Origin of the sequence: Streptomyces sp. NBC_00322, from assembly GCF_036147535.1 — a bacterium.
Taxonomy (GTDB): Bacteria; Actinomycetota; Actinomycetes; order Streptomycetales; family Streptomycetaceae; genus Streptomyces.
In genome coordinates this window covers 6,197,827-6,220,803 of record NZ_CP108019.1, presented here as the reverse complement: position 1 = coordinate 6,220,803, position 22,977 = coordinate 6,197,827, and the positions used below count along the sequence as shown (strand labels likewise).

Below are 22,977 nucleotides of genomic sequence, written 5' to 3'. Positions count from 1 at the left end.
GCAGGGCGGGCAGCGGGAGGCGGCTCATGCGTACATGACCGCCTTGTCCCAGTCCTCGCCCTCGCCGAACAGATAGCGGGCCTTGAGGATGTCGCGCTGCGCCGTGAGCGCTTCGCGGGGCACGAGCGTGCCCAACGGCAGTGCGGTGATGCGGTGCGGTACGCCGAGCTCGCGGTCGATCAGTCCGGCCAGCTCCTTGACCGCCTGGTCGCGGCTCTCGTCGGGTGCCTCGAACTCCAGGCGCAGCACGTCCGGGTGGGCCATTGCCCGCCAGAACATCACCTCGTAGCTGCCGGGGAGGCTGAACACCAGCTCCTCGAGCCGCTGTTGGGTGACCGTCGACGCGCCGACCGGATAGCCGGTCCCGGATCGCCCGAGCACGCGGACCGTCGGCAGCAGCCAGCCGCAGGAGCACTCCGCGTCGGACACCTCGACGTCGTCGGCGAGGTTGTAGCGCAGCAGCGGCATGGCCTCGCGGTAGAGCGGGGTCACGACCAGCTGGCCGCGGCCGGACGGGGACAGTTCACCGGTCTCGGGGTCGAAGACCTCGAAGATCGCGCGGTCCGCCCACAGGTGCAGGGCGCCGTTCGGGCACTGGCCGGCGATGGTGCCGGTCTCGGTCGAGCCGTACTCCTCGACGATCGGGATGCCGCCCCAGATCTCGCTGAGCCGGCGCCGTCGCACCTCGGTCAGCGGTTCCGCCGCGGTGAACATGGCCCGCAGTGCGGGGAAGTCCTGGTCCGGGCGCAACCCTGCGGCCTTGGCCGCGGCGGCGAGCATCATGATCTCGGTCGGGTTGCACCAGGTCAGCGAGACGTCCAGGGCCCGCATGACGCGGACCATCCGGGGCAGCGGGGTGGCGAGCGAACGGGCGTCGCCCGGCACGATCGTGGCGCCGCGCAGCCGTCCGGCGGCCTGCGCCAGATGCGCGGTGATCACCAGGCCGTACGGTGTGCGCACCAGGAAGGTGTCCGAGGGGGTGATGCCGACCCACTTGCGTGCGTAGCGTTCGGCGAGGTCGGCCCAGTCGTCGTCGGTGTAGTACGAGGCGGTGGGATCCCCGGCCGTGCCGCTCGACTCGTGGTAGGTGGCCAGCTTCTGGCGGTCCACCGCGAGCATTCCGAAGGGGTACTGGTCGCGCAGATCCTGCTTGGTGGTCAGCTCGATGCCGGCGAAGTCCTCCGCGTCGCGCGGCACGGCGCGGCCGTCATGGCGGGCGGCGTAGAACGGCGAGCGCATCGCCTGGGCGATCACCCGCGGCAGCTCCGCCCGCTGCAGCTGCGTGAGTTCGGCGGGACTTGACCAGTCGCCCAGTTCCGGACGCGACCACGACATCGGATCTCCTCGTCTGTGCCGGGGGCCGCGAGCGGACGGCACGCGGCGGATACCCGCCCAGCACACACCGCGGTCCGGGCCCGGGCCCGAGTAGTCGCTACTCAAATCAGCCAACGGGGGCACAGGCCGGCAGGGGCCGGATCACCTGCGTAGGGGACCCTTAGTAGGGTCCCGTCTTAGACGGTGTCTAAGACGGGACCTTGAGTAGCGCCTACTCATGAGGCCCGTCAGCCCCCGTGTTGTGCTTGCCGCGAAACGCATCCACCCCACGAAGGAGTCGGCGCGATGAGGACCGAGAACCTGTATCTCGCCGGGATCGGCAGCCATCTGCCGCCCCTGTACCCGGCCGAGCGCGCGGTCGAGGAAGGCCTGTACGACGAGGAGAGCAGGCAGGCCTCCGGCATGCGTTCCGCGGCCGTCAGCGAGTCGACACCCGCGCCCGACATGGCGATCGACGCGGCCAGGGCCGCACTGTCCGCATCCGGCCACGGGCCCGACGACATCGGCATCCTGCTGCACAGCTACACCCACCACCAGGGTCCCGACGGCTGGTCGGCGGTGCACTACATCCTCAACAACACCGTCGACCGCCCGGTGCCCGCCGTGGAGATCAAGCAGGGCTGCCTCGGCATGCTCGCCTCCGTGGAAGTGGCAGCCAACCGGCTGATCGCCAACCCCACGCACGACGCCGCGCTGATCACCACGGGCGACAACTACTCAACTCCGGGTGTGGAGCGCTGGCGTTCCTCCAGTCTCTTCGTGCTCGCCGACGCCGGCTCCGCCGTGGTGCTCTCGCGGCGCGGCGGCTTCGCCGAGCTGCTCGCGGTCGGTTCGCTGTCCGACTCCTCGATGGAGATCCTCCACCGGGCGGGCGAGGAGCTCTTCCCGCCGGGCGTCACCCGGGGCCGCGGCCTGAACTTCGGCGAGCGGGCCCAGAAGGTCCGTGAGCAGTGGGCGGCCGGCCAGGCCCCGCCGATCAAGAACTTCGGCGACAAGGTCGCCGAGATCGCCGAGCGCACGCTCAAGGAGGCGGACCTGACCTTCGATCAGGTCGCCAGGGTCTGCCACGTCGGCTTCGGCCGGCCCGCGCTGGAGGCCATGTTCCTGCTGCCGCTCGACGTCGACGAGGACAAGGCCCTGTGGGAGTACGTCAACACCATCGGGCACACGGGCGCGGCCGACCTGTTCCTTGGCCTTGAGCACGTCTGGCGCACCGGCCAGGTGGGGCCCGGCGACCACGTCCTGCTGATCGGCGCGAGCACCGGCATGGAGGCGGGCGCCGCCGTCGTACGCATCACCGAATCCGCACCCGAAGCCGAGTAGGAGTTCGAAGATGCTTGCCGGATGCACTCCTTGGCCGTCCGATGTCGCCCAGCGCTACCGCGAGCAGGGCATCTGGCGCGGTGAGACGCTCGGCGCGCTGCTGCGAGGCGCCGCGCGCCGGTACGGCTCCGCCACCGCGCTGGTGCACGGCGGCCGCCGGATCAGCTACGTCGAACTCGACCAGTGGGCCGACCGGCTGGCCGCCGGGTTCGCCGCGCACGGGGTGCGCGAGAACGACCGGCTCGTGGTGCAGCTGCCCAACGTCCCGGAGTTCGTGGCGATCGCCTTCGCCCTGATGCGTATCGGCGCGAAGCTGGTCTTCTCGCTGCCCGCGCACCGCTCGACGGAGATCTCCCACCTTGTGGAGCTCAGCGGGGCCACCGGCTACGTACTGCCCGAGACGCACCGCGGGTTCGACCACCGCGAGATGGCGCTGGAGATCCAGGCCGGCGCCCCCGAGCTGCGCACGCTGTTCGTGCTCGGCGAGAAGAGCGAGGGCTTCGTCTCGGTGTCCGAGCTGGAGCTCGCCTCCACCGCGCCCGAGTCCGAGTCCGAGTCCGGGCCGCTGGCCGAGCCCGACGCGGCAGATGTGGCGTTCTTCCTGCTCTCGGGCGGGACCACGGCGCTGCCCAAGCTGATCCCGCGCACCCACGACGACTACGTCTACCAGTCCAGGCGCGCGGCCCAGGTGTGCGAGCTGACCAGCGATGACACCTATCTCGCCGTGCTGCCGGTCGAGTTCAACTTCGCCTACGGCTGCCCCGGAGTGATCGGCACCTTCCAGACCGGCGGAACCGTCGTCCTGGCCGACACCCCCAACCCCCTGGACTGCTTCCCGCTGATCGAGCAGCACAGCGTCACCGTCACCTCGATGGTGCCCTCGATCATGCAGCTGTGGCTGGAGGCCGCCGAGTGGAGCGAGGACGATCTGAGCAGCCTTCGGCTGGTGCAGGTCGGCGGGGCGCGGATGACGCGCGAGTTCACCGAGCGCATCGCGCCGACGCTGGGCTGCTCGCTCCAGCAGGTGTTCGGCATGGCCGAGGGGCTGCTGACCTTCAGCAGGCCGGACGACCCGGCCGAGTCGGTGCTCACCACCCAGGGCAAGCCGATCTCGGACGCCGACGAACTGCGCATCGTCGACGAGGACGGCAACGTACTGCCCGCCGGCTCCGTCGGCGAGCTGATCACCCGCGGCCCGTACACCCTGCGGGGCTACTACGGGGTGCCCGAGTACAACAGGCGCGCCTTCACCGAGGACGGCTTCTACCGCACCGGTGACCTCGCCCGGCTCACCGAGGACGGTGACCTGGTGATCGAGGGCCGCATCAAGGACATGATCATCCGCGGTGGCGACAAGATCTCCGCGGGCGAGGTCGAGGACCATCTGCTGGCGCTGCCGTCGATCGCCCAGGCCGCCGTGATCGGCGTGCCCGACGAGTTCCTCGGCGAGCGGATCTGCGCGTATCTCGTCCCGGACGGCGAGCAGTTGGCGCCGGCCGAGCTCAAGAAGGCCATTCACTCCCGCGGCGTCGCGGACTACAAGCTGCCCGACGTGGTGCGTTACGTGCTCGAGCTCCCCCTGACGCCGCTGGGCAAAGTCGACAAGAAGGCGCTGGCCGTCATAGCCGCGTCCGAGCAGGAAGGCTGACGTGGACATCACTCCGACCCCTACTGAGCTCGATCTGCGCGCAACGGTCGCGCCGCTGCTGGGCCTTGAGCCCGAGGCGATCGAGCCGGACGCCAACCTGGTGGTTCTCGGCCTGAGTTCGCTGGAGATCATGCGGCTGGTCAGCCGCTGGCGCAAGAACAAGATCCCGGTCCAGTTCGACGAGCTGGTCGCCGCTCCCACGCTGAACGGCTGGCTCGCGCACTTCGCCTCCATCGCCGTGCCCGCGTCGACCGAGCCCGGGGTGGCGTGATGAGCGTCCAGCTGATCACCGGCGGCACCGTCTACACGGCGGACGCCGAGGAGAGCGTGCACGCCCGCGGCGCGGTGCTGATCGTGGACGGCACGATCGCCGCGGTCGGCAGCGCGGCCGAGGTCGAGGAGGCGGCCGCCGCCCTCGACCCGGCGCAGAAGGCCGCGATGAAGAGGACCGACGCCGGCCGCATGATGGTGCTGCCGGGCTTCGTCAACGCGCACTGGCACGAGATGTTCGCCATGCGCTTCCCGATGCGCGGCGCCCTGCGTCCGGTCTCCGACCGTGAGGACCAGGTCGCGTTCATGGGCGGCGGCGGCGACATGCACCAGATCTCCGCCACCTTCGACCGCTTCGACGACCTCATCGACGGCATGACCCCGGACGAGGCACAGGCCATCGCCGAGTACTCGATGTGGACCCAGCTGCGCGGCGGGGTGACCACCCTCGGCGACATGGGCTCGCTCAACCGCCCGCACTCGATGGTCGCCGCGGCGCAGCGTCTGGGCATCCGGTTCTCCGCGAGCACCTGGGCGAGCGACGCGATCTGCCCGCCCGACCAGGACACGTATCTGCGCACCAGGGACGCCGACGGGGTGCTCGCGAACTTCGAGTCGCTGCTGCAGCTCGTCGGCAAGGACACCTCGGGGCGCATCAGGTGCCGTCCGAGCATCGCCTACGTCACGAACATGACCGACGAACTCGCGCGCGGCATGGCCGACCTGGTCGCCGCGCACGACCTCGGGTTCGCGACGCACGTCGGTGCGCTGCGCAACGAGGTCGAGCTGATGCGGACCTACTACGGCGAGACGGGCGTGCGCCGGCTGGCCGAACTCGGTCTCGTGGACGAGCGGTTGATGGCCGGGCACTGTGCGTTCCTCGACGAGCAGGAGCAGAAGCTCCTGCTTCAGGCCCGGGCCCACATCAGCCACTCCCCCGGCAAGTACGGGCCGTCCGGCGAGTCGTCGCTGACCGAGACCGGCGCCGTCCCGGCGCTGCGCAGGGCGGGCCTGGACGTGTCGCTGTCGACGGACGGCTCGTCGATGCCGAGCGCGGGGATCGCCGAGACGATGCGCGCCGCCTGGCAGATGTACAACGAGATGAGCGCCGACCAGACCGAGGTGCTGCCCAGCGACGCGCTGGCGATGGGCACCCGGATCGCGGCGAAGGGGCTGCGCTGGGACGACGCGGTGGGCAGCCTGGAGGTCGGCAAGCAGGCCGATCTGGTGCTCGTACGGGCCGACGACTGGCGCTATCTGCTCAACCCCCGGCCGCTGGAGAGCTTCCTGTGGCTGGCCGGTTCGGCCGATGTGGACACCGTGATCGTCGGCGGCCGCACGCTGCTGTCCGGCGGCAAGGGCGTCGAGGTCGACGAGGCTGGTCTGCAGGAGCGCTATCTCGAGGCGCTCGGCGCGTTCACGACGCGCACGCTGCGGGTGCCGTCAGAGGTGGTCGGGCGCATACTCGGCGAGGTGACACGGTGACCGGCGGGCTGTCCGGCGTCGCCGTCGTCACGGGGGCGGCCGGGGGGATCGGTGCCGAGATCGCCAGGTCTCTGGTGGCCGCCGAGACACCGGTCGCGCTGCTCGACCGCGACGTACTGGCGCTGTGGGAGCTGGCGGCCGAGCTGGACTCGACCGGCGTACGCGTCCTCGCGGTGGCCACCGACGTCACCGACAGCGGCGACGTGGACAGCGCGGTGGCCAAGGTCGAGGTCGAACTCGGCCCGATCGAGTACCTCGTCAACGCCGCCGGGGTGCTGCGCAGCGGGCAGGCCGCCCAGCTCACCGACGAGGAGTGGGACACCACCTTCGCCGTCAACGCGGGCGGGGTCTTCCACACCAGCCGCGCGGTGGCCCGGGTGATGGTGCCGCGCGGCAGCGGCTCGATCGTCACGGTCGCGTCGAATGCCGCGGCCACCCCGCGGATGTCGATGTCCGCCTACGCGGCGTCCAAGGCCGCCTCGGCGATGTTCACCAAGTGCCTCGGCCTGGAACTGGCCGCGCACGGCATCCGCTGCAACGTGGTCGCCCCGGGCTCGACCAGGACCCCGATGCTGACCGCACTCCAGGGCGACGCCGCCGAGCGCGCCTCGATCGAGGGTGTGCCCGATGCCTACCGGGTCGGCATCCCATTGCGGCGTATCGCCGAGCCGTCGCACATCGCCGACGCCGTGCTGTTCCTGCTCTCGGAGCGGGCGTCCCACATCACCATGCACGACCTGACCGTGGACGGCGGCGCCGCGCTCGGAGCCTGACCGACCGATGAGAAGAGGACACGACCAGTGGCGATTGCGCCGATCGACTCCTATCCGATGCCGCGGCCCGTCGACCTACCGGCCAACACCGCAACATGGACCGTCGACACCCGCAGGGCCGTGCTGCTCGTGCACGACATGCAGCACTACTTCCTCGCCCCGTTCGCCGGCGGCAGGCAGCCGCTGACCGATCTGATCGCCCACACCAGCGCTCTGCGCGAAAGCTGCGAGGAGCACGGCGTCCCGGTCGTGTACACGGCCCAGCCGGGCGGAATGACCCCCAAAGAGCGCGGTCTGCTCCAGGACTTCTGGGGACCGGGCATGTCGGCCGCGCCCGAGGACAGAGGCATTCCCGACGCCGTCGCGCCCGGTGAGCACGACACCGTACTCACCAAGTGGCGGGCCAGTGCCTTCCACAACACCGGGCTGCTCGACCTGATGTCCGCGCAGGGCCGCGACCAGCTGATCATCTGTGGGATCTACGCGCATGTCGGCATCCTGCTCACCGCCTGCGACGCCTTCGCCCACAACATCCAGCCCTTCGTGGTGGCCGACGCGATCGCCGACTTCACGCCCGAGTTCCACCGGATGGCGTTGCAGTACACGGCGACCCGGTGCGCCATGACCCTTCCGACCGCGACGGTGCTCCAGGCGCTCGCGACGGTGACCACCGCGTCCGTAGGAGACTCATGATGACCCCCCTCGACGAACTGGCCGGGGGCGGAAGGCCGTTCGCGGTGCTGCACCGTCCCGAGAGCGGCCGGGAGCAGATGGTCGACCTGCTGCTCGGCGAGTTCACCGAGGTCGCGGGCACCGCCGAGCTGCCGGTCCCCGACCTCGGCGAGCCCGACACGCACGAGACGCTCGTCCTGCTGCCGTACCGGGTGATCGGCGAGCGCGGTTACGACCACCACGACGACGGCGAGCCGGTGCTGGCGATGCCCGTCGAAGAGCAGTCTCTGCTGCCCGTGGACGAGGTGCTCGACCTGGTGCTGCGCTGGCCGATCGAGATGGGCGAGGGCACCTTCGACCTGGACGACGAGGAGTACGGCGATCTGGTGCGCCGGGTGCTCGCCGAGGAGATCGGCCATGGCGCGGGCGCCAACTTCGTGCTCAAGCGCACCTTCGTCACCGAGATACCCCACTGGTCGGTGCGTACCGCGCTGGCGTTCTGGGGCCGGCTGCTGCGCGCCGAGCCCGGCGCGTACTGGACGTTCCTGATCCACACCGGCGAGCGCACCTTCATCGGCGCCAGCCCGGAGCGCCATGTCAGCCTCGACGACGGCGTCGCCGTGATGAACCCGATCAGTGGCACCTACCGCTACCCGGCCGGCGGCCCGGACCCGGACGGCGTGCTCGACTTCCTCGCCGACAGCAAGGAGACCAACGAGCTGTACATGGTGCTCGACGAGGAACTGAAGATGATGAGCCGGGTCTGCGACGACGTGCGCGTGGTCGGACCGCAGCTCAAGGAGATGGCGCACCTCGCCCACACCGAGTACCGCATCGTCGGGCACAGCAGTCGTGACGTACGGGAGATCCTGCACGAGACCCTGCTCGCGCCCACGGTGACCGGCAGCCCGGTGCAGAGCGCGTGCGAGGTGATCGCCAAGTTCGAACCGGCCGGGCGCGGTTACTACTCCGGGGTCGCCGCACTCATCGGCCGGGACGCCTCGAACCGGCGGCGCATGGACTCCGCGATCATGATCAGGACGGCGGACGTCGGCCTGAAGGGACGGATGCGGATCGGCGTCGGCGCGACGCTGGTGCGCGACTCCGACCCCGCGAAGGAGGCCGCGGAGACCGCGGCGAAGGCGGCCGGGCTGCTCGACGCGCTGGGCCGCGTCGCCGAACACGCCCGCCCCGCGGGCCTCGACGGACATCCGCGGATCAGAGCCGCCCTCACCGACCGCAACAGAGCGCTGTCGGACTTCTGGCTCGCACCCGCCGTGCCCCGGATCGCCACCCGCGGCAAGCTGCTGATCATCGACGCCGAGGACAACTTCACCGCGATGGGCGCACTGCAGCTGCGGGCGCTCGGCTTCGAGGTGACGGTGCGCCGCTTCGACGAGCCCTACCGGCTGACCGGCTACGACTGCGTCGTACTCGGCCCGGGTCCCGGTGATCCGCGCGACGAGAACCATCCCAAGATCGCGTATCTGCGGGCGGTGACCCGCAGCCTGCTCAACCTCCGCGTGCCGTTCGTATCGGTGTGCCTGAGCCACCAGATCCTCAGCGGACTGCTCGGCCTGCCCCTGCACAAGCTGGACTTCCCGAACCAGGGCGTGCGGCGCACGATCGACTTCTTCGGCAGCCCGGAACCGGTCTACTTCTACAACGCGTTCACCGCACGCTCCGGCAGCGAACTGCTGGAGAGCCCCCTGTGCCGGGACTTCGTGGAGGTCTCGCGCGATCCGGTCACGGGTGAGGTGCACGGCCTGCGCGGTCCCGGCTTCACCTCCGTGCAGTTCCACCCCGAGTCGGTGATGACCCGTCACGGATCGGCAATCCTCGACAGCCTGGTCACCGGTGCTCTCGCGCCGGTGCCTCACAGAGTGGAGCTCACGGCGTGACCCCCATGGTCGACGTCCCTTCCGTACGCGCCGGGCAGACCTGGCGGTCGCTGCCGGCCAAGCAGCAGCCGCAGTGGCCGGACCCCGCCGCGCTCGACGCCGCGGTCGACGCCCTCACCGGCAGCCTTCCCCTGGTCGTTCCGCGCGAGTGCGACCTCCTCAAGAAGCGGCTCGCCGCCGTCGCCCAGGGCGAGGCCTTCCTCGTCCAGGGCGGCGACTGCGCCGAATCCCTCGACGCGGTCAACGCCACGTCGATCAGCCGCAGTGCGAGCACCCTGCAGCAACTGGCCACGGTCTTCGGATACATGATGTCCCTGCCGGTGGTCACGGTGGGGCGCATGGCCGGGCAGTACGCCAAGCCGCGCTCGGCGACGACCGAGACCCGTGACGGCATCGAGCTGCCCGCGTACCGGGGCGACGCCGTGAACGGATTCGCCTTCACCACCGCGGCCCGTACCCCCGACCCGCATCGCATGGTGCGCGTCTACAACGCGTCCGCCGCAACCCTGAATCTGGTCAGAGCCTTCGGCACGGACGAGTCGGCCAGTGCAGGACAAGCCCTGGAGAGCATCAAGAAGTTCGCCGTGGACTCGCCGGACCGGGCCCGCCACGAGAGGCTCATCGCCGAGATCGAGGAGGCCGGAGGCTTCACCGGAACCGACGGCTGGCACACGCCCGGCGAGCTGTTCATGTCGCACGAAGGACTGCTCCTCGACTACGAAGCGGCGCTGACCCGGAACGACTCCGACACCGGGAAGCCCTACGCCACCTCCGGGCATCTGCTGTGGATCGGTGAACGCACCCGGCAGCTCGACGGCGCGCACGTGGAGTACTTCTCCGGCATCAGCAACCCGATCGCCGTCAAGATCGGACCGACCGTCGACCAGGACGAACTGCTGCGTCTGATCGACCGGCTCGACCCGAGGCGCGAGCCGGGCAGGCTCACCCTCGTCGCCAGAATGGGCGCCGGAAAGGTACGCGCCGTACTGCCCGGCCTGGTCGAGCGGGTCACGGCCGAGGGGCTGCCCGTCGCGTGGGTGTCCGATCCCATGCACGGCAACACGATCAGCGCACCGTGCGGGCGCAAGACCCGCAGGTTCGACGACATCCTCGACGAACTGTCCGGGTTCTTCGAGGTGGTCGGCGGACTCGGCGCGCACCCCGGCGGCGTACACCTGGAGCTGACCGGTGACGATGTGGCCGAGTGCGTCGGCGGCGGTGCGGGGCTCGGGTTCGAGGATCTGCCCGCGGGCTACCGGTCGGTCTGCGACCCCCGGCTGAACCGGGAGCAGTCGCTCGACCTCGCGTTCCGGCTCGCCGACCTCGTCCGTGCCAGGACGTTCGGGTGACCGGTACGGCCGATGTCAGCACCGTGGCGGAGCAGGTGGCCGCCACGGGGCTGACGCATGTCTGGCTGCTGCCCGAGCATGCCGTGGACTCCTTCGCCGCGGATCTCGGCCGCACCCGGCTCCTCACCGAGGACGAACGGGCCCGCATGGACCGGCTGTTGACGGCCCCGCTGCGACGGCGCTTCCTCGCCCGGCGGCTGCTGTGCCGGTACGCGCTCAGCGACCGCACCGGCCGCCCGCTGGACCACTGGCGCTTCCGGGCCGGCCCGCACGGGCGGCCCGAGGCCGAACCGGACGACGACGGTATGCGGTTCAGCCTCTCCCACACCGAGGGGCTCATCGTCTGCGCCGTCACACCGGGGCGGGTCTGCGGAGCCGATGTGGAGCGGCTGCCCGCCACCTGTGAAACCACCGACTATGTGAGCCGCTACTTCGCCGCCGACGAGCGCGCGGAGCTGGCTGCCCTCACCCCCGCCGGGCGGATCGCCCGCGGCAGCGAGCTGTGGGTGCTCAAAGAGGCGTACCTCAAAGCTCTCGGCACCGGTCTGCACCGGAGTCTCGACGGATTCTCCTTCGCCGCGCAGCCGGCGGGCAGAGCGGGACGCATCACCGTCAACGACCCCGAGCAGCGCGAGAGACCCGGCGACGGCTGGTCGTTCGAGCTGCTCCACCCCGGCCCCGAGCACATCCTCGCCATCGCCGTCGAGGGAACGCACTCCGGTGCGCTGCAACGGACCGACTTATCCGGCATATAGCGCGCTGGCAGCGCAGAGATTGGAATCCCCCATGAACCGAGAACTGCACATGAGCGTTGCCCTCTTCCCCGGGCAGGGCGCCTACCGGCCGGGGACCCTCGCGGGACTCTGGGAGCGCGGCGACGACACCGTACGCGACACCTACGAAGAGATCGACGCGGTCGCCAAGGAAAAACTCGGCCGCAATGTGTCCTCGACCGTCTTCCGGCCCTCGCCGCCGAGCCCGGCCACCCTGCTGGCGTCCGCCCCGGACACCCTGCAACTGGCCGTCTTCACCACCTCCGTCGCCACCCACCGCCTGCTCGCCGAGCGCGGCGCGCAGGCCTCGGTGCACCTCGGACACAGCCTGGGCGAGCTGGCCGCGCTGACCTGCGCGGGCGCGTACGACCTGGCGGACGCGGCGGCCGTGCTCTGCGAGCGGATCTCCGTACTGCGCGAGCACGACACCAGCGGCGGCGCGATGCTCGCGCTCGGCTGCGGACGTGAGCGGGCCGAGCGCGTAGTGGCGCTGATCGACCACCCCGCCCTGGTCCTCGCCGTCGACAACAGCGCCGGCCAGACCGTCGTCTCCGGCCCGGCGGACGCCATCGCCACGGCCGCGGGGATCGCCGCGCAGCTCGGCATCACGTCCACTCAGCTGCGCTCCCCGCACCCCTTCCACAACCCGCTGCTCGCCGAGGCACGGCGTCAGCTCGCCGCCCGTATCGCACCGCTTCGGACCCGGCCGCTCACCGTTCCGGTGTACTCGCCGATCCTGGGCCGCTTCTACCGCGACGGGGACGACCTCGCCGAGCTGCTGGCGCTGCACCTGGTGACGCCCGTCGACTTCCGTACGTCGGTGTCGGCGCTGCATGCCGCCGGTGCGCGGGAGTTCGTGGAGATCGGCGCGGGGCGGGTGCTGACCGCGCTGGTCACAGAGGCGCTGCCCGGGGTGCACGCGGTGGCCCCGCTGGCGGGCCGCGACGACGAGGCGGGCCTGGCGACGGCGGCGGAGGGGCTGCGGGACCCGCTGGGCGGGGACGCGGTGGCGCGACCGGCGGCCGCGGCTCCTGCTGCGGCTCCCGCGCAGATCGCTCCGGTTGAGGTGGACCGGGATGAACTCACCGGCCAGGTACGGGCGTTGTACGCCGAAGCCATGGAGTACCCCGACGAGGTCTTCACCGACGACGTGCTGCTTGAGGCGGACCTCGGGATCGACTCCGTCAAGCAGACCGAGCTGCTGAGCAGGCTCGGCGACCGCTTCGGGCTCGGCGTCCCGCCGGCCGGGCTGCGGGTGGCCGACTACGACACCTTCGGCAAGGTCGTCGACTTCGTCGCCGCCGGGATCGCCCCGTGAGCCCGCACCACCCCACGGCAGGTGGGGACTTGGAGTTCTCCGGACGGATCGCACTGGTCACCGGCGGCGCGGGAAGCGTCGGCCGGGTGGTCGTCGATCGGCTCGCCGAGCGCGGCGCCACGGTCCTGCTCAACTGCTTCCACTCGTACGACTCCGCCAAGGAACAGGCCCGCGGCCTGGTCGAACGCGGCCTGGACGTCCGGGTGGTGCGCGCTTCGGTGGCCCGCCCGGCCCAGGTCGAGCGAATGTTCGCGGAGATCGGCGAGGAGCACGGCCGCCTCGACATTCTGGTCAACAACGCGGCGGCGGGGTCGTTCGTCCCCTTCGACGAGATCACCGAGGAACTCCTCGACCGCACCTACGCCACGAACGTCAAGGGCCCCCTGTGGTGTGCCCGTTACGCCCGCCCCTTGCTCGCCGCGGCGCGGGGGCGCGGTGGCTCGGTGGTCAACGTCTCCTCGCTGGGGGCGGTCACCACACCGGCGAACTACCTGCCGGTCGGCGTGTCGAAGGCGGCCCTGGAGGCACTGACCCGCTATCTGGCGGCGGAACTCGCCGAGGACCAGATCCGGGTGAACGCCGCGTCGTGCGGCCTGATCGACAACCCGGTCGGCCAGATGTTCCCGGACTTCGCGGGCGTGAGCGCGAACACGGTCGCGGCCACACCGCTGTCCCGCCTGGGCCGCCCCGAGGACCTGGCGGAGGTCGTGCTGTTCCTGGCCTCGGAACGCTCGGGCTGGGTCACGGGTCAGACGGTCCTGGCGGACGGCGGCCTGACACTGCTCAGGTCGGCGATGTCGCCACCGCGGGAGGTGGTGGCTGCCCTCGACGGGGCTGAGCCCCAGGCGGTGCTCGCGGCCGACACCCGACCGGGCGTCCCGGCGGACCTTATGGCCGTGACGCGGCCGGGCGCGGTGGCACAACCCCCGGCTGGGAACGCGGCCAAGGCCCGGCCGGGCGTCATGACCGGGGCCCGGCCCGGCGTTGCGGCGGAAGCCCGGGATGACGCCGTGGCCGAGCCTCGGATCGAAAGCCGGGCCGACCTCGTGGCTCAGACCCTGACCGAGCCCCCGCCGGGCGAAGTGGCACAGCCCCGGGCCGATTTCGTCGCCGGGACTCGCCTGGGCCATGAGGCCCAGACTCCAAGCGGCGCCTCGCCGGGCGCGGGGGCACAGCCCCCGGCCAGTGCCCGGCCGGACGCTGCGGCCGACCTCGTGGCCGGGACCGGGCAGGGCGCCGCGGCCGACAGTCCGGTCGGGACCCGGCGCGGCGCCGCGGCCGAGACCCCGGCCGAGGGATCGATCAAGACCCGGGCCGACCTCGTGGGCCGCGCCTCCGGCGGGGCCTGGGCCGAGGCCGTGGCGGATGCCGTCGTCGAGACCGAGGCCGCGCCCGCCGATGTGCCCGAGGCCGAGTCGGACGCGCCCGAGGACGACCCCATCGCCGTCGTCGGCATGGGCATGGCCGTCCCCGGTGCCTCGTCCCCCGAGGAGTTCTGGCGGCTCCTCATCGACGGGGCCGAGCTCTTCGTCGACGCTCCCGCCGACCGCTGGGACATCGCACGCTTCCACGCCACCGACCGCGGCGCCCCCGACAAGACGTACCAGCGCCGCTCCGGCTTCATCACCGACTTCCGCCCGCACGAGAAGCTGCGCGCCGAGGGCCTGGCCGAGGCCGGTCTCGATCAGACCGCGCTCTGGCTCCGGCACAGCCTCCACCAGGCGCTCGACGGCGTACGACGAAACGCGCAGGACCGGTTCTCCTTCTGCGTCGGTTACACCCCCGACGGCAGCCAGCACCTGGAGGAGGCGTTCGTCCTGCGCTCCTCGCTGGACACCCTCGCCGAGGACGGCGACGACGCCGTCGACGGACCGATCGGCGACGCGCTGCGGCGGCGGTTCAGCCGCGGCGACGACCCGTCGGCCTCGTATCTGCCGCACCGCATCGGCCAGGACGCGATGGCGGGCATCCTGCCGCCCGCCACCCGGGTGCACATGGTGGACACCGCCTGCTCCTCCTCGCTCTACGCGATGGATCTCGGAGTGCGCGATCTGCTGTCCGGGCGCAGCGACATCGCCGTGTGCGGCGGCTCGTTCGCGCTGGCGCCCAGCGGCTCGATCCTGTTCGCCAAGCTCAACGGCCTCTCCGCGGGCGGTGCCGTACGCGCCCTGGACGCCGGCGCGGACGGTGCGCTGTTCTCCGACGGTGCCGGTCTCGTGGTGCTCAAGCGGCTCTCGCGCGCCCGCGCCGACGGCGACCGGGTGCTCGGCATCGTCTCGGCGATCGGGCTTTCGGCCGACGGCCGCGGCAAGGCGATCTACGCTCCCGCCCGCGCCGGTCAGGAGCTCGCCATCGAGCGGGCCTTCGACCGCAGCGGGCTCGGCCCGGACGACGTGGACTGGATCGTCGCGCATGCCACCGGCACCCCGGCGGGCGACGAGGCGGAGTTCACGAGCCTCGGCCAGCGGTACGCCGGTGCCCGCAAGACCTTGGTGACCTCCAACAAGTCGCTGGTGGGGCACTGCGGTTGGGCCGCCGGCGTGGTCTCGGTCATCCACACCCTGCTCGCCCTGCGGCACGGCACGATCCCCGCGCAGTACCGCTTCGAGCGGCTGCCGGACGCTCTGGCCGACGAGGCGGACGGGCTCACGGTGCCGGAGCAGCCGGTGCCCTGGCCCGCCAGTGCGGCGCGTCCCCGGCGCGCCGCGGTCTCCGGCTTCGGTTTCGGCGGCACCAACGCTCACATGATCATCTCCGAGGACCACCGGGGAACGCGGTCCGGCCATCCCGCCGCGCTGCCCGCCCCGGTCGGCGAGGACCTGGTGCTGGTCGGCTGGTCCTCGCACCAGCCCGGCGGCCCCGACGCGGACGCGGTCGCCGCATGGGCGGCCGGTACGGGTGGGGACCCCGAGCCCTCGTTCGGGACGACCTATCCGGTGCCGCCGTTCCAGCAGTTGCGTATGCCGCCGCCCACCGCGCGCGCCACGGACCGTACGCAGCTGATGATGGTGCGCTGCATGCAGGAACTGGACGAAGCGGTACGCCAGTTGTGCCTGGACCACCACAAGACCACCGGAGTCGTCGTCGGGCACACCGGCGCCACCCGTAATGCCCTCCTCTACAAGACCCGTGCCTATCTCGACGAGATCGGCCATGCGGTGGCCGGTGCGGACGAGCGGGCCACGACGGCGAAGTTCCTCCAGCGGCTCGAAGAGCGGGCCACCGGCCTGATCGCCGCGCCGACCGAGGACTCGTTCCCGGGCGAGATGCCCAATGTCATCGCCGCCAGGCTGTCGAACTACTTCGACCTCCGCGGCCTCAACATCACGGTCGACGCGGGCGAGGCCTCGCTGCTTGAGGCGTTCGACGTGGCGGGTTCCTACCTCGACTTCAGGGAGATCGATGTCGCCCTGGTGGCCGGGGTCAACGGAACGGCGCTGCCCGGCTGGAACGACACGGCGGGACGGAACGCCACGGAAGGCGCCTTCCTGTTCGTCGTGACCCGCAGGTCGCTCGCCGAAGAGGCCGGTCTGCCCGTGCTGGCCGTCATGGAAAGGAGCGTGGGAGTGTGAGTGCCCCGCGTCAGGGTTCCACCACCCTGCTGGGCGCCGAGGGCGCCCGTGAACTGATCGCGTTCCTCACGGCCCCCGCGCCGTCGCGGACCGCGGTGATCGAACGCGCCGTACAGGAAGGCGGCCCGGTCCACCGGCTGCGGCTGCGCCACCCTCAGGCTGCTCCGGCGGCCGGGGCGCAGGAAACCGAGGCAACGGAAACCGAGGCGAAGGAACCCGCTGCCCCGGCCCGACCCACCGAGCCTCACCTCCTCGACCGGCACGTTCTGCGGCTGGCGCCCGCGCCCCGTCCGGCTCGCGCCGAGGGGCCGCCGCCGCTCTTCCCGCCCGGCACCGCCGTCCTGACCAACCTCGACGCCTCCCAACTGCCCGGCGACAGCACGGTTCTCCAGGACGACGAGGCGATCGAGGCCGAGGTCCTTCGTGCACGCCCGCGCCATGTGCGGGTGCTGGTCGACCTGTCCTGCGAGGACAAGGACACCGGCCCCTCGGAGCGGCTGCTGCGCCTGCACGACAGCCTCTTCCGTACCGCCAAGGCCTGCACCGAACTCCCCGAGCGGCCCGAGTCGTTCGTCGTGCTCGTCCTCGGCGGCATCGACGCCGCGCGGGTGCCACACCCGTGCAGCGGCCTGTTCACCGGCTTCGCGAAGAGCCTCGCGCTCGAATGGCCGGACTCGTCCGTCGTCGCCGTCGTCCACGAAGCCGCGGACCTCGCGTCCGCCGAGGCGGACACCGCGGCCGAGGCCGTGGCCGAACAGCTGCTGCCCGTCGTCTCCTTCGCGGGCGGCACCCGGCTGCTGTGGCAGGCGGCGCCGGAGCCGGGCGAGAGCAGGCCCCAGCAGTCCAGCACCGCGGAGCACACGGTCGTCGCGGCCGGCGGCGGACGCGGCATCGGCGCCGAGCTCCTGATCGCGCTGGCCCGCCGCGAGCGCCCCCGACTCCATGTCATCGGCTCCACGCGCCTCGACACGGTGACCGAGGCCGATGTCCTGCTGACCCGCAAGGACTTCATCCGCACCCGTACGACCGCGACCGGCTCCGGCCGGCTCACCGTGCGGGAGGCGAACGCCGCCTTCGACCGGCTGTCCGCCGCCCGCGAGGTCAAGGCCAATCTGACGGCCCTGGAGGAGATCTGCGGCGCGGGCCGGGTCACGTACCACGCCTGCGATCTGCGGGATCGTGCCGCCGTCGACGCGGTCGTCGGACAGATCACCGACGCGCAGGGCGGCAACCGCGTCGACCTGCTGCTCAATATCGCCGGGACCAACCGGGCCGCCTCGGTGGACCAGAAGAGCCTCGGGGACTTCCGTACGGTCCGCGACCTGAAGGTGCGTACGTACGCCAATCTCAAGGCGGCCTTCGGCAGCGGGCAGCCGAGCCGCTGGTGCAACTTCGGGTCCTTCGTCGGCTTCACCGGACAGACCGGCGAGACCGACTACGGCGCGGCGAACGACTACTTCAACACCGCGGCCCTGTACAGCAGTTCTCGCGGTGCACGGGAGTTCACGATCGGCTGGACGCTGTGGCGGGACGTCGGTCTCGGTGCGACGCCGATCATGCGGACGTTCCTCGCGAAGAGCGCGCAGTTCACCGCGATGCCCACGGCCGAGGGGATCGACCACTTCCTGCACGAGCTGGACCAGGCTGAGCACACGCCGGTCACCGTCCTGTTCGGTGACCCGGAACGAGCCGCGATCGAGGCGGCCGTCCCCGGCTATCTCGACTTCTGCCGCACAACACCTGAGCCACGGGTGCCCGCACCCGCGCACGCCCTGCCGGACTTCTTCGTCGACGACATCGTCGACCGCGGCCCGGACCGGCTCACCGTCGTCCGCACCTTCAACCAGGACCGGGACGCCTACCTCCATGAGCACGTGGTCAACGGTTTCCCGACCCTGCCCGGCACCTTTGTGCCCGAACTCGCCGCGCAGGCCGCCATGCACCTCGTACCCGGCCGTGTCCCGGTCGTCTTCGAGGACATCCGGCTCGACTCCTTCCTGCGCGTCTACAAGCAGGGCCGCGACGAGACCAAACGCATCAAGGCCCACCTCGTCAGCCATGGACCGCAGGAGTCGGTCGTCGACATCGAGGTGACCGGTGACGTGCTGGCCCCGGGCGGGCGGCTGCTCGTGAAGGACCGCCGCCACTTCTCCGCCCGCGTACGGCTGCGCGACGAGCACGTCGCACCGCCACGCTGGGATCACTGGGACGACCAGGGCGCCGAGCGCATGGCCGACCCGTACCACGTGCCCAATCCGGCGGTGCTGCTCAGCGGTGTCTTCGTCTCCACCGCCGACACCCGTACGCATCCCAACGGCCGACGCGCCCGCTACGTACCCGACCGGCCCGGCATCGAGCGGTGGTTCTCCTCCCTCGTCGTCCCCTCGGTCCTCCTGGACGGCCTGGCCCGTGTCTCGGTCCTGGACCGCAGCGAGGGCGACTGGACCCCGCTGGCCGTGCCGCGCACGATCCGCCGCATCGATCTGTACGGCGGCCACACCGACGCCTCACTCGCCGCCGCGGGCACCGGGGTCGAGCTCTACTCCCTGCCCTCCCGTCTCGATCTCGAGAGCGAGGAGGACAACCGGGCCCTCGCGGTCACCGCGGCCGGGGACGTCGTACTGCAGATCAAGGACATGACCGGCGTCGTACTCGGCCATGTGAACCAGTCGACCGGCGAGTACCGCGAGCGCCGGCGCCCCGCCGAGGAGGCAGCAGCATGACCGAGGAAAACGTGGCCAAGGGCGTCTGCCCGGTGACCGGTGCCGGGCTCAAACAGGTCGAGGGGCCGACGGGCTTCCCGATGTCCTCGCCGATCATCTCCACCGTGCGGTACGCCGCCGATCCGCCGGGCTTCTCGCTGCGGGCCCAGAAGGAACACGGCACCGTCGTCAAGATCCCGATCCTGCCCCACAATCCGACGGTCCAGCTCTCCTCGCCCGAGGCGATCCGGCGGGTCCTGCAGGGCAATGCCGACAACTACTCGCGCGGCGCCTACTACGAGGCGTTCGAGCTGTTCATGGGCCGGGGTCTGCTCACCCTGGACGACGGCGACTGGCGCGGCCACCGCAAGGTCGTCAACCCCGCCTTCACGCCGAACGCCATCGCCGCGCGCGCGGCGGAGTCCGACGCGGCCGTCGCCGACCTGCTCGACCGCTGGGCCGAACACGCCAGGGCGGGCCGCTCGTTCGACCTGTTCACCGAGTCGATGAAGCTGACCTGCCGGGTGATGGGACATGCCCTGGTCGGCAAGGATCTGTCCCAGGACGGCGGCGAGTTCGCCGAGGCGGTGTCCGTCGCGCTGGAGGCGATCTTCAAGAACGTCGGCTCGGTGGACAAGGCGATCCCCTCCTTCATCCCGACCCCGTACCGCCGCAAGGTGACCAGGGCACGGCGCACGCTGGAGCGCGTCATCGCGGAGGCCGCACGGAACGTCGACCTCGGTGTGGGCGGCGAAGTGGCCACCCTCGTCCGGGAGTCGGACCTGCCCGAGGACGCCCTGTGGGCCGACCTGGTGACCCTCTTCCTCGCCGGTGTCGAGACCACGGCGCTGGCTCTGTCCTGGACGCTGTACGAAGTCGCCCGCGACCCGGTGGCCCGTGATCGTCTGGAGGAGGAGACGGACCGCGTGCTGGGCGGCCGGATGCCCACCACGAAGGACCTGGCCGAACTCCCGTACGCAGGCATGGTCGTGGACGAGGGGCTGCGGATGCACCCGCCGGTCTGGCAGTTCACGCGCGAGGCGATCGAGGACGACGTACTGGCAGAGCACCACATTCCGGCGGGCACACCGCTGCTCGTGTCCGTGTACGGCGCCCACTACAACCCCGAGCAGTGGGAGGACCCGGAGCGGTTCGACCCGGAGAGGTTCCGGCCGGGCAGTGCGCCCAGCCAGGACCGTTCTGCCTATCTGCCCTTCGGCGGCGGCCGACGCCAGTGCATCGGCAAGAAGATGGGGCTCGCGCTGCTCCAGCAGGCGGTCGCCGCGGCATCCGGCCGCTTCCGGCTCACGCTCGCGCGCGAGGACACCCGCTCCGGCGCGTTCATCACGCTGTTCCCCAAAGGCGGTATCCATGTCACGGCCGAGGAGCGGCACCGATGACGACCACTGATCTGCCGGCCGCCGCTGGGTGGCCGGCGATCCGCCCGCACCTGTCCTCCTTCGACCCGGACGCCTTCGTCCGGCCGGTCGACCGGTTCGTCTGGGAGCCCGTCCACGTCCCGCACACCGGGCCGCGGGAGGCCCGCCCGCTCGCCGGACGCAGGCTGCTGCTCGTCGGTGAGTCGGCGGACCTGGTCGGCGCCGTCGCCGGGGAGCTGGGCGAGCGCGGCGCGCTGGTCGTACGCTCCGATCCCGATACGCCGCTGAGCGCGGGCGGATGGGACGGCATCGTCGACCTCAACGTCATGGGCGAGAGATACGAACTGGGCGACACCACCTGGCGCTCGGCACTCGCCCGCACCACGGATGCCGTCCGCAGCGCCTATCAGCAGTGGGCCGCCGAGCCGCGCTTCGGCCGCCATGTCTATCTCGCCGTGACTCATCTCGGCGGGCACGCGGGGCACGGCGAGGGGCAGGTGCCGCAGCCGCTGGGCGGCATCTGGGCCGGTCTCGCCAAGTGCCTGCCGCGCGAACTGCCCGCCGCCGGAATCGTCGTCGTGGACCTCGACTGTGCGGAGCCCGCGGCGATCGCGGACGCGGTGGAGCGTGAGTACGTACGCCCCGGCCACTTCGAGGTCGGCTACCGGGACGGCCGCCGCCACGTGCTGGTGGGCCGTCCCGCGCCTCTCGGACCGCCCGGCTCGCGGCCGCCGGGCCCCGAGGACACCGTCCTGATCACCGGCGGCGCGCGCGGGGTCGGCTTCGCGGCGGCCCGCGCGTTCGCCGAGTCGTTCGGCTGCCGCGTCGTCGTCACGGGCCGGGGAGAACGTCCCGCGGCGAACGAGGTGAGCTCCCTGGACGACGAGGAGTTCGCCGCCTGGCGCCGCCGACGGCTCTCCGGTGCCCGTACCCCGCAGGACCTCGCCACAGCCCGAGGCGAGATCCGCCGCGCGGACGAGGACCGCACCGTCCACCACAACCTCACCGCGGCCGCGGCGGACGGGCTGCGTATCGAGTATCTGCGCTGCGACTGCACCGACATGGAGCAGGTCGAGCGGGCCTTCGCCGCACTCGGTGACGGCCCGCAGTTCGTCGTCCACAACGCCGGGATCGACGACCCGGCTCGTTTCGACCGCAAATCCGCGGACGGTGTGGTGCGTACGGTCGACGTCAAGGTGACCGGCTTCGCGAACCTGGTCGCCGCGATCCTGGCCCGGCCCGAACGCCGGGATGCGCTGCGCCTGTTGAGCAATGTCGGATCGCTCGCGGGCCGCATGGGCGGGATGGTCGGCCAGATCGACTACGCGGCGGGCAACGAGGCCCTCGCCCGGCTCGGCTTCTGGGCCCGCGACAACCTCGCCCTGCCGGTGCAGACCCTGTGCTGGCCGACCTGGGAACGGCTCGGCGTGATCGCGAACTACTCCGCCGCCGTCCGCTACGTCTCCACGCTCGACCCGGTGGAGGGCGCACGCCGCTGGACCGAGGAACTCGCCTCCGGTCACACCGACGAGGCCGTGTTCCTGGGCAGGATCGGCGCGGTGCTCGCCCCCGGCCAGCTCCGCGGCTTCGGAATGCTCACCGGCCACCCCGATCTGCCCCGGCTCCACGCGCTGGACCATCATCTCGGTGAGGTCGAGGAGTACGAGATCTTCCGGTCGCTGCGCACCACCCTGCGCCTGAACGCCGGGCAGCATCCCTGCCTGTCGGACGTACGCGTCGGCGCGGCCCCCGCCGTCCCCGTCAGCGTCGTGCTGGAGCACGCGGTGGCAGCGGGCGACTGGGTGGTGCCGGAAGGCTGGCCCCTGCTGCATCTGCGCGAGTTGCGCGAGCTGAAGGTCCGGCTCGACGGGCTGCGGTTCGGCGGCGGCCATCTCGATCTGCGCCGCGAGGCGCGCGGCGGTTATGCCGAGGGTGAGTGGTGCGTCGATGTGACCATTCACGACCGGGAAGGCGCGGACATCGCGTCGGTGACGCTCGTCTACGGTGCCGAGCCCGCCGAGCGGACCGCGGTGCCGGACGAGGAGGACAGCGGCAACTGGCCGACCGCGCAGGCGGGTTGGCTGAGCTGGGCCGGTGTGGTCTTCCCGGAAGGGGAGGGGGGCCGGGGGGCGAGGCTCGACGTCACGCCCGTACTGCCCGCCGATCTGTGGACGGTCCCCTTCCCGCCCGACCCGACCGTCGCGCCCGCAGCCGTCGAGGCCATCGTCCGCGAGACGGACCGCCACACGGCACGGGACGCGGCGGGGACGCTGACGGTCCGCCGACTGGTACTCAGCCCGGGAGCGCAGCACGTCGGGCGCCTGTACGCGACGGACGGCCTCAGCCGCTGGACCGGGACGCGCGAGGGAGTTGGCGTACTTCTCGCTGAGGGCGTCGGCCTGACGGTGTGAGCTGGGGCTCCGCCCCGGACCCCGCTCCTCAAACGCCGGAGGGGCTGGATTTTCAGCCCGTCCGGC

Annotated in this window: 15 protein-coding genes; 14 read left to right on the top strand and 1 reads right to left on the bottom strand. The window is 71.6% G+C overall.

Features of this window, described 5'->3' with window-relative positions; translation table 11 throughout:
* Positions 1-24 precede the first annotated feature (24 nt).
* Entirely contained in the window at positions 25-1,335 is a 1,311-nt protein-coding gene (locus OG905_RS28420) for a phenylacetate--CoA ligase family protein (RefSeq protein ID WP_328678325.1), read from the bottom strand.
* 285 nt (positions 1,336-1,620) lie between these two features.
* Here OG905_RS28420 and OG905_RS28415 point away from each other — a divergent pair, with 285 nt between their 5' ends.
* The 14 genes from OG905_RS28415 to OG905_RS28350 are packed head-to-tail and all read left to right on the top strand — an operon-like array spanning position 1,621 to position 22,911.
* Positions 1,621-2,658 carry a ketoacyl-ACP synthase III family protein gene (locus OG905_RS28415; protein WP_328678323.1) on the top strand — a complete coding sequence of 346 codons (1,038 nt, stop codon included), beginning with the start codon at positions 1,621-1,623 and terminating at the stop codon, positions 2,656-2,658.
* Positions 2,659-2,668: 10 nt separating this feature from the next.
* A complete protein-coding gene (locus OG905_RS28410; RefSeq protein ID WP_328678321.1) occupies positions 2,669-4,306 on the top strand; it encodes a (2,3-dihydroxybenzoyl)adenylate synthase in 1,638 nt (545 codons plus the stop codon).
* 1 nt (position 4,307) lies between these two features.
* Positions 4,308-4,577 carry a phosphopantetheine-binding protein gene (locus OG905_RS28405; protein WP_328678318.1) on the top strand — a complete coding sequence of 90 codons (270 nt, stop codon included), beginning with the start codon at positions 4,308-4,310 and terminating at the stop codon, positions 4,575-4,577.
* A complete protein-coding gene (locus OG905_RS28400; protein ID WP_328678317.1) occupies positions 4,577-6,061 on the top strand; it encodes an amidohydrolase family protein in 1,485 nt (494 codons plus the stop codon). The genes OG905_RS28405 and OG905_RS28400 overlap by 1 nt, the downstream gene beginning before the upstream one ends.
* The gene (locus OG905_RS28395) at positions 6,058-6,834 is read left to right on the top strand and encodes a 2,3-dihydro-2,3-dihydroxybenzoate dehydrogenase (protein ID WP_328678314.1); all 777 of its coding nucleotides are present in this window, start codon (positions 6,058-6,060) and stop codon (positions 6,832-6,834) included. The genes OG905_RS28400 and OG905_RS28395 overlap by 4 nt, the downstream gene beginning before the upstream one ends.
* 27 nt (positions 6,835-6,861) lie before the next feature.
* Entirely contained in the window at positions 6,862-7,527 is a 666-nt protein-coding gene (locus tag OG905_RS28390) for an isochorismatase family protein (RefSeq protein ID WP_328678313.1), read from the top strand.
* Complete coding sequence (locus tag OG905_RS28385; RefSeq protein ID WP_328678311.1) at positions 7,524-9,407, top strand: anthranilate synthase family protein; 1,884 nt, start codon at positions 7,524-7,526, stop codon at positions 9,405-9,407. Before OG905_RS28390 ends, OG905_RS28385 begins: the two co-directional genes overlap by 4 nt.
* Positions 9,408-9,412: 5 nt before the next feature.
* Entirely contained in the window at positions 9,413-10,756 is a 1,344-nt protein-coding gene (locus OG905_RS28380; RefSeq protein ID WP_328682653.1) for a 3-deoxy-7-phosphoheptulonate synthase class II, read from the top strand.
* Positions 10,753-11,511, top strand: coding sequence for a 4'-phosphopantetheinyl transferase family protein (locus OG905_RS28375; protein ID WP_328678309.1), 759 nt, complete (start codon positions 10,753-10,755; stop codon positions 11,509-11,511). Before OG905_RS28380 ends, OG905_RS28375 begins: the two co-directional genes overlap by 4 nt.
* A 31-nt stretch (positions 11,512-11,542) precedes the next feature.
* Entirely contained in the window at positions 11,543-12,847 is a 1,305-nt protein-coding gene (locus OG905_RS28370; RefSeq protein WP_328678307.1) for an acyltransferase domain-containing protein, read from the top strand.
* A gap of 29 nt (positions 12,848-12,876) precedes the next feature.
* Positions 12,877-16,419: an SDR family oxidoreductase gene (locus tag OG905_RS28365; RefSeq protein WP_328678304.1), complete on the top strand. Its 3,543-nt coding sequence runs from the start codon at positions 12,877-12,879 to the stop codon at positions 16,417-16,419.
* Complete coding sequence (locus OG905_RS28360; RefSeq protein WP_328678302.1) at positions 16,416-19,142, top strand: KR domain-containing protein; 2,727 nt, start codon at positions 16,416-16,418, stop codon at positions 19,140-19,142. Before OG905_RS28365 ends, OG905_RS28360 begins: the two co-directional genes overlap by 4 nt.
* Positions 19,139-20,521, top strand: coding sequence for a cytochrome P450 (locus tag OG905_RS28355; RefSeq protein ID WP_328678300.1), 1,383 nt, complete (start codon positions 19,139-19,141; stop codon positions 20,519-20,521). The genes OG905_RS28360 and OG905_RS28355 overlap by 4 nt, the downstream gene beginning before the upstream one ends.
* Entirely contained in the window at positions 20,518-22,911 is a 2,394-nt protein-coding gene (locus OG905_RS28350; RefSeq protein ID WP_328678299.1) for an SDR family NAD(P)-dependent oxidoreductase, read from the top strand. The genes OG905_RS28355 and OG905_RS28350 overlap by 4 nt, the downstream gene beginning before the upstream one ends.
* The last annotated feature ends 66 nt before the right edge of the window (positions 22,912-22,977 follow it).

Excerpts from the sequence above, each read along its gene's own strand:
- OG905_RS28370 (WP_328678307.1), top strand. The coding sequence starts at position 11,543 with ATGAACCGAGAACTGCACATGAGCGTTGCCCTCTTCCCCGGGCAGGGC.
- OG905_RS28350 (WP_328678299.1), top strand. The coding sequence starts at position 20,518 with ATGACGACCACTGATCTGCCGGCCGCCGCTGGGTGGCCGGCGATCCGC.
- OG905_RS28385 (WP_328678311.1), top strand. The coding sequence starts at position 7,524 with ATGATGACCCCCCTCGACGAACTGGCCGGGGGCGGAAGGCCGTTCGCG.
- OG905_RS28355 (WP_328678300.1), top strand. The coding sequence starts at position 19,139 with ATGACCGAGGAAAACGTGGCCAAGGGCGTCTGCCCGGTGACCGGTGCC.
- OG905_RS28380 (WP_328682653.1), top strand. The coding sequence starts at position 9,413 with ATGGTCGACGTCCCTTCCGTACGCGCCGGGCAGACCTGGCGGTCGCTG.
- OG905_RS28420 (WP_328678325.1), bottom strand. The coding sequence starts at position 1,335 with ATGTCGTGGTCGCGTCCGGAACTGGGCGACTGGTCAAGTCCCGCCGAA.
- OG905_RS28400 (WP_328678317.1), top strand. The coding sequence starts at position 4,577 with ATGAGCGTCCAGCTGATCACCGGCGGCACCGTCTACACGGCGGACGCC.
- OG905_RS28410 (WP_328678321.1), top strand. The coding sequence starts at position 2,669 with ATGCTTGCCGGATGCACTCCTTGGCCGTCCGATGTCGCCCAGCGCTAC.
- OG905_RS28415 (WP_328678323.1), top strand. The coding sequence starts at position 1,621 with ATGAGGACCGAGAACCTGTATCTCGCCGGGATCGGCAGCCATCTGCCG.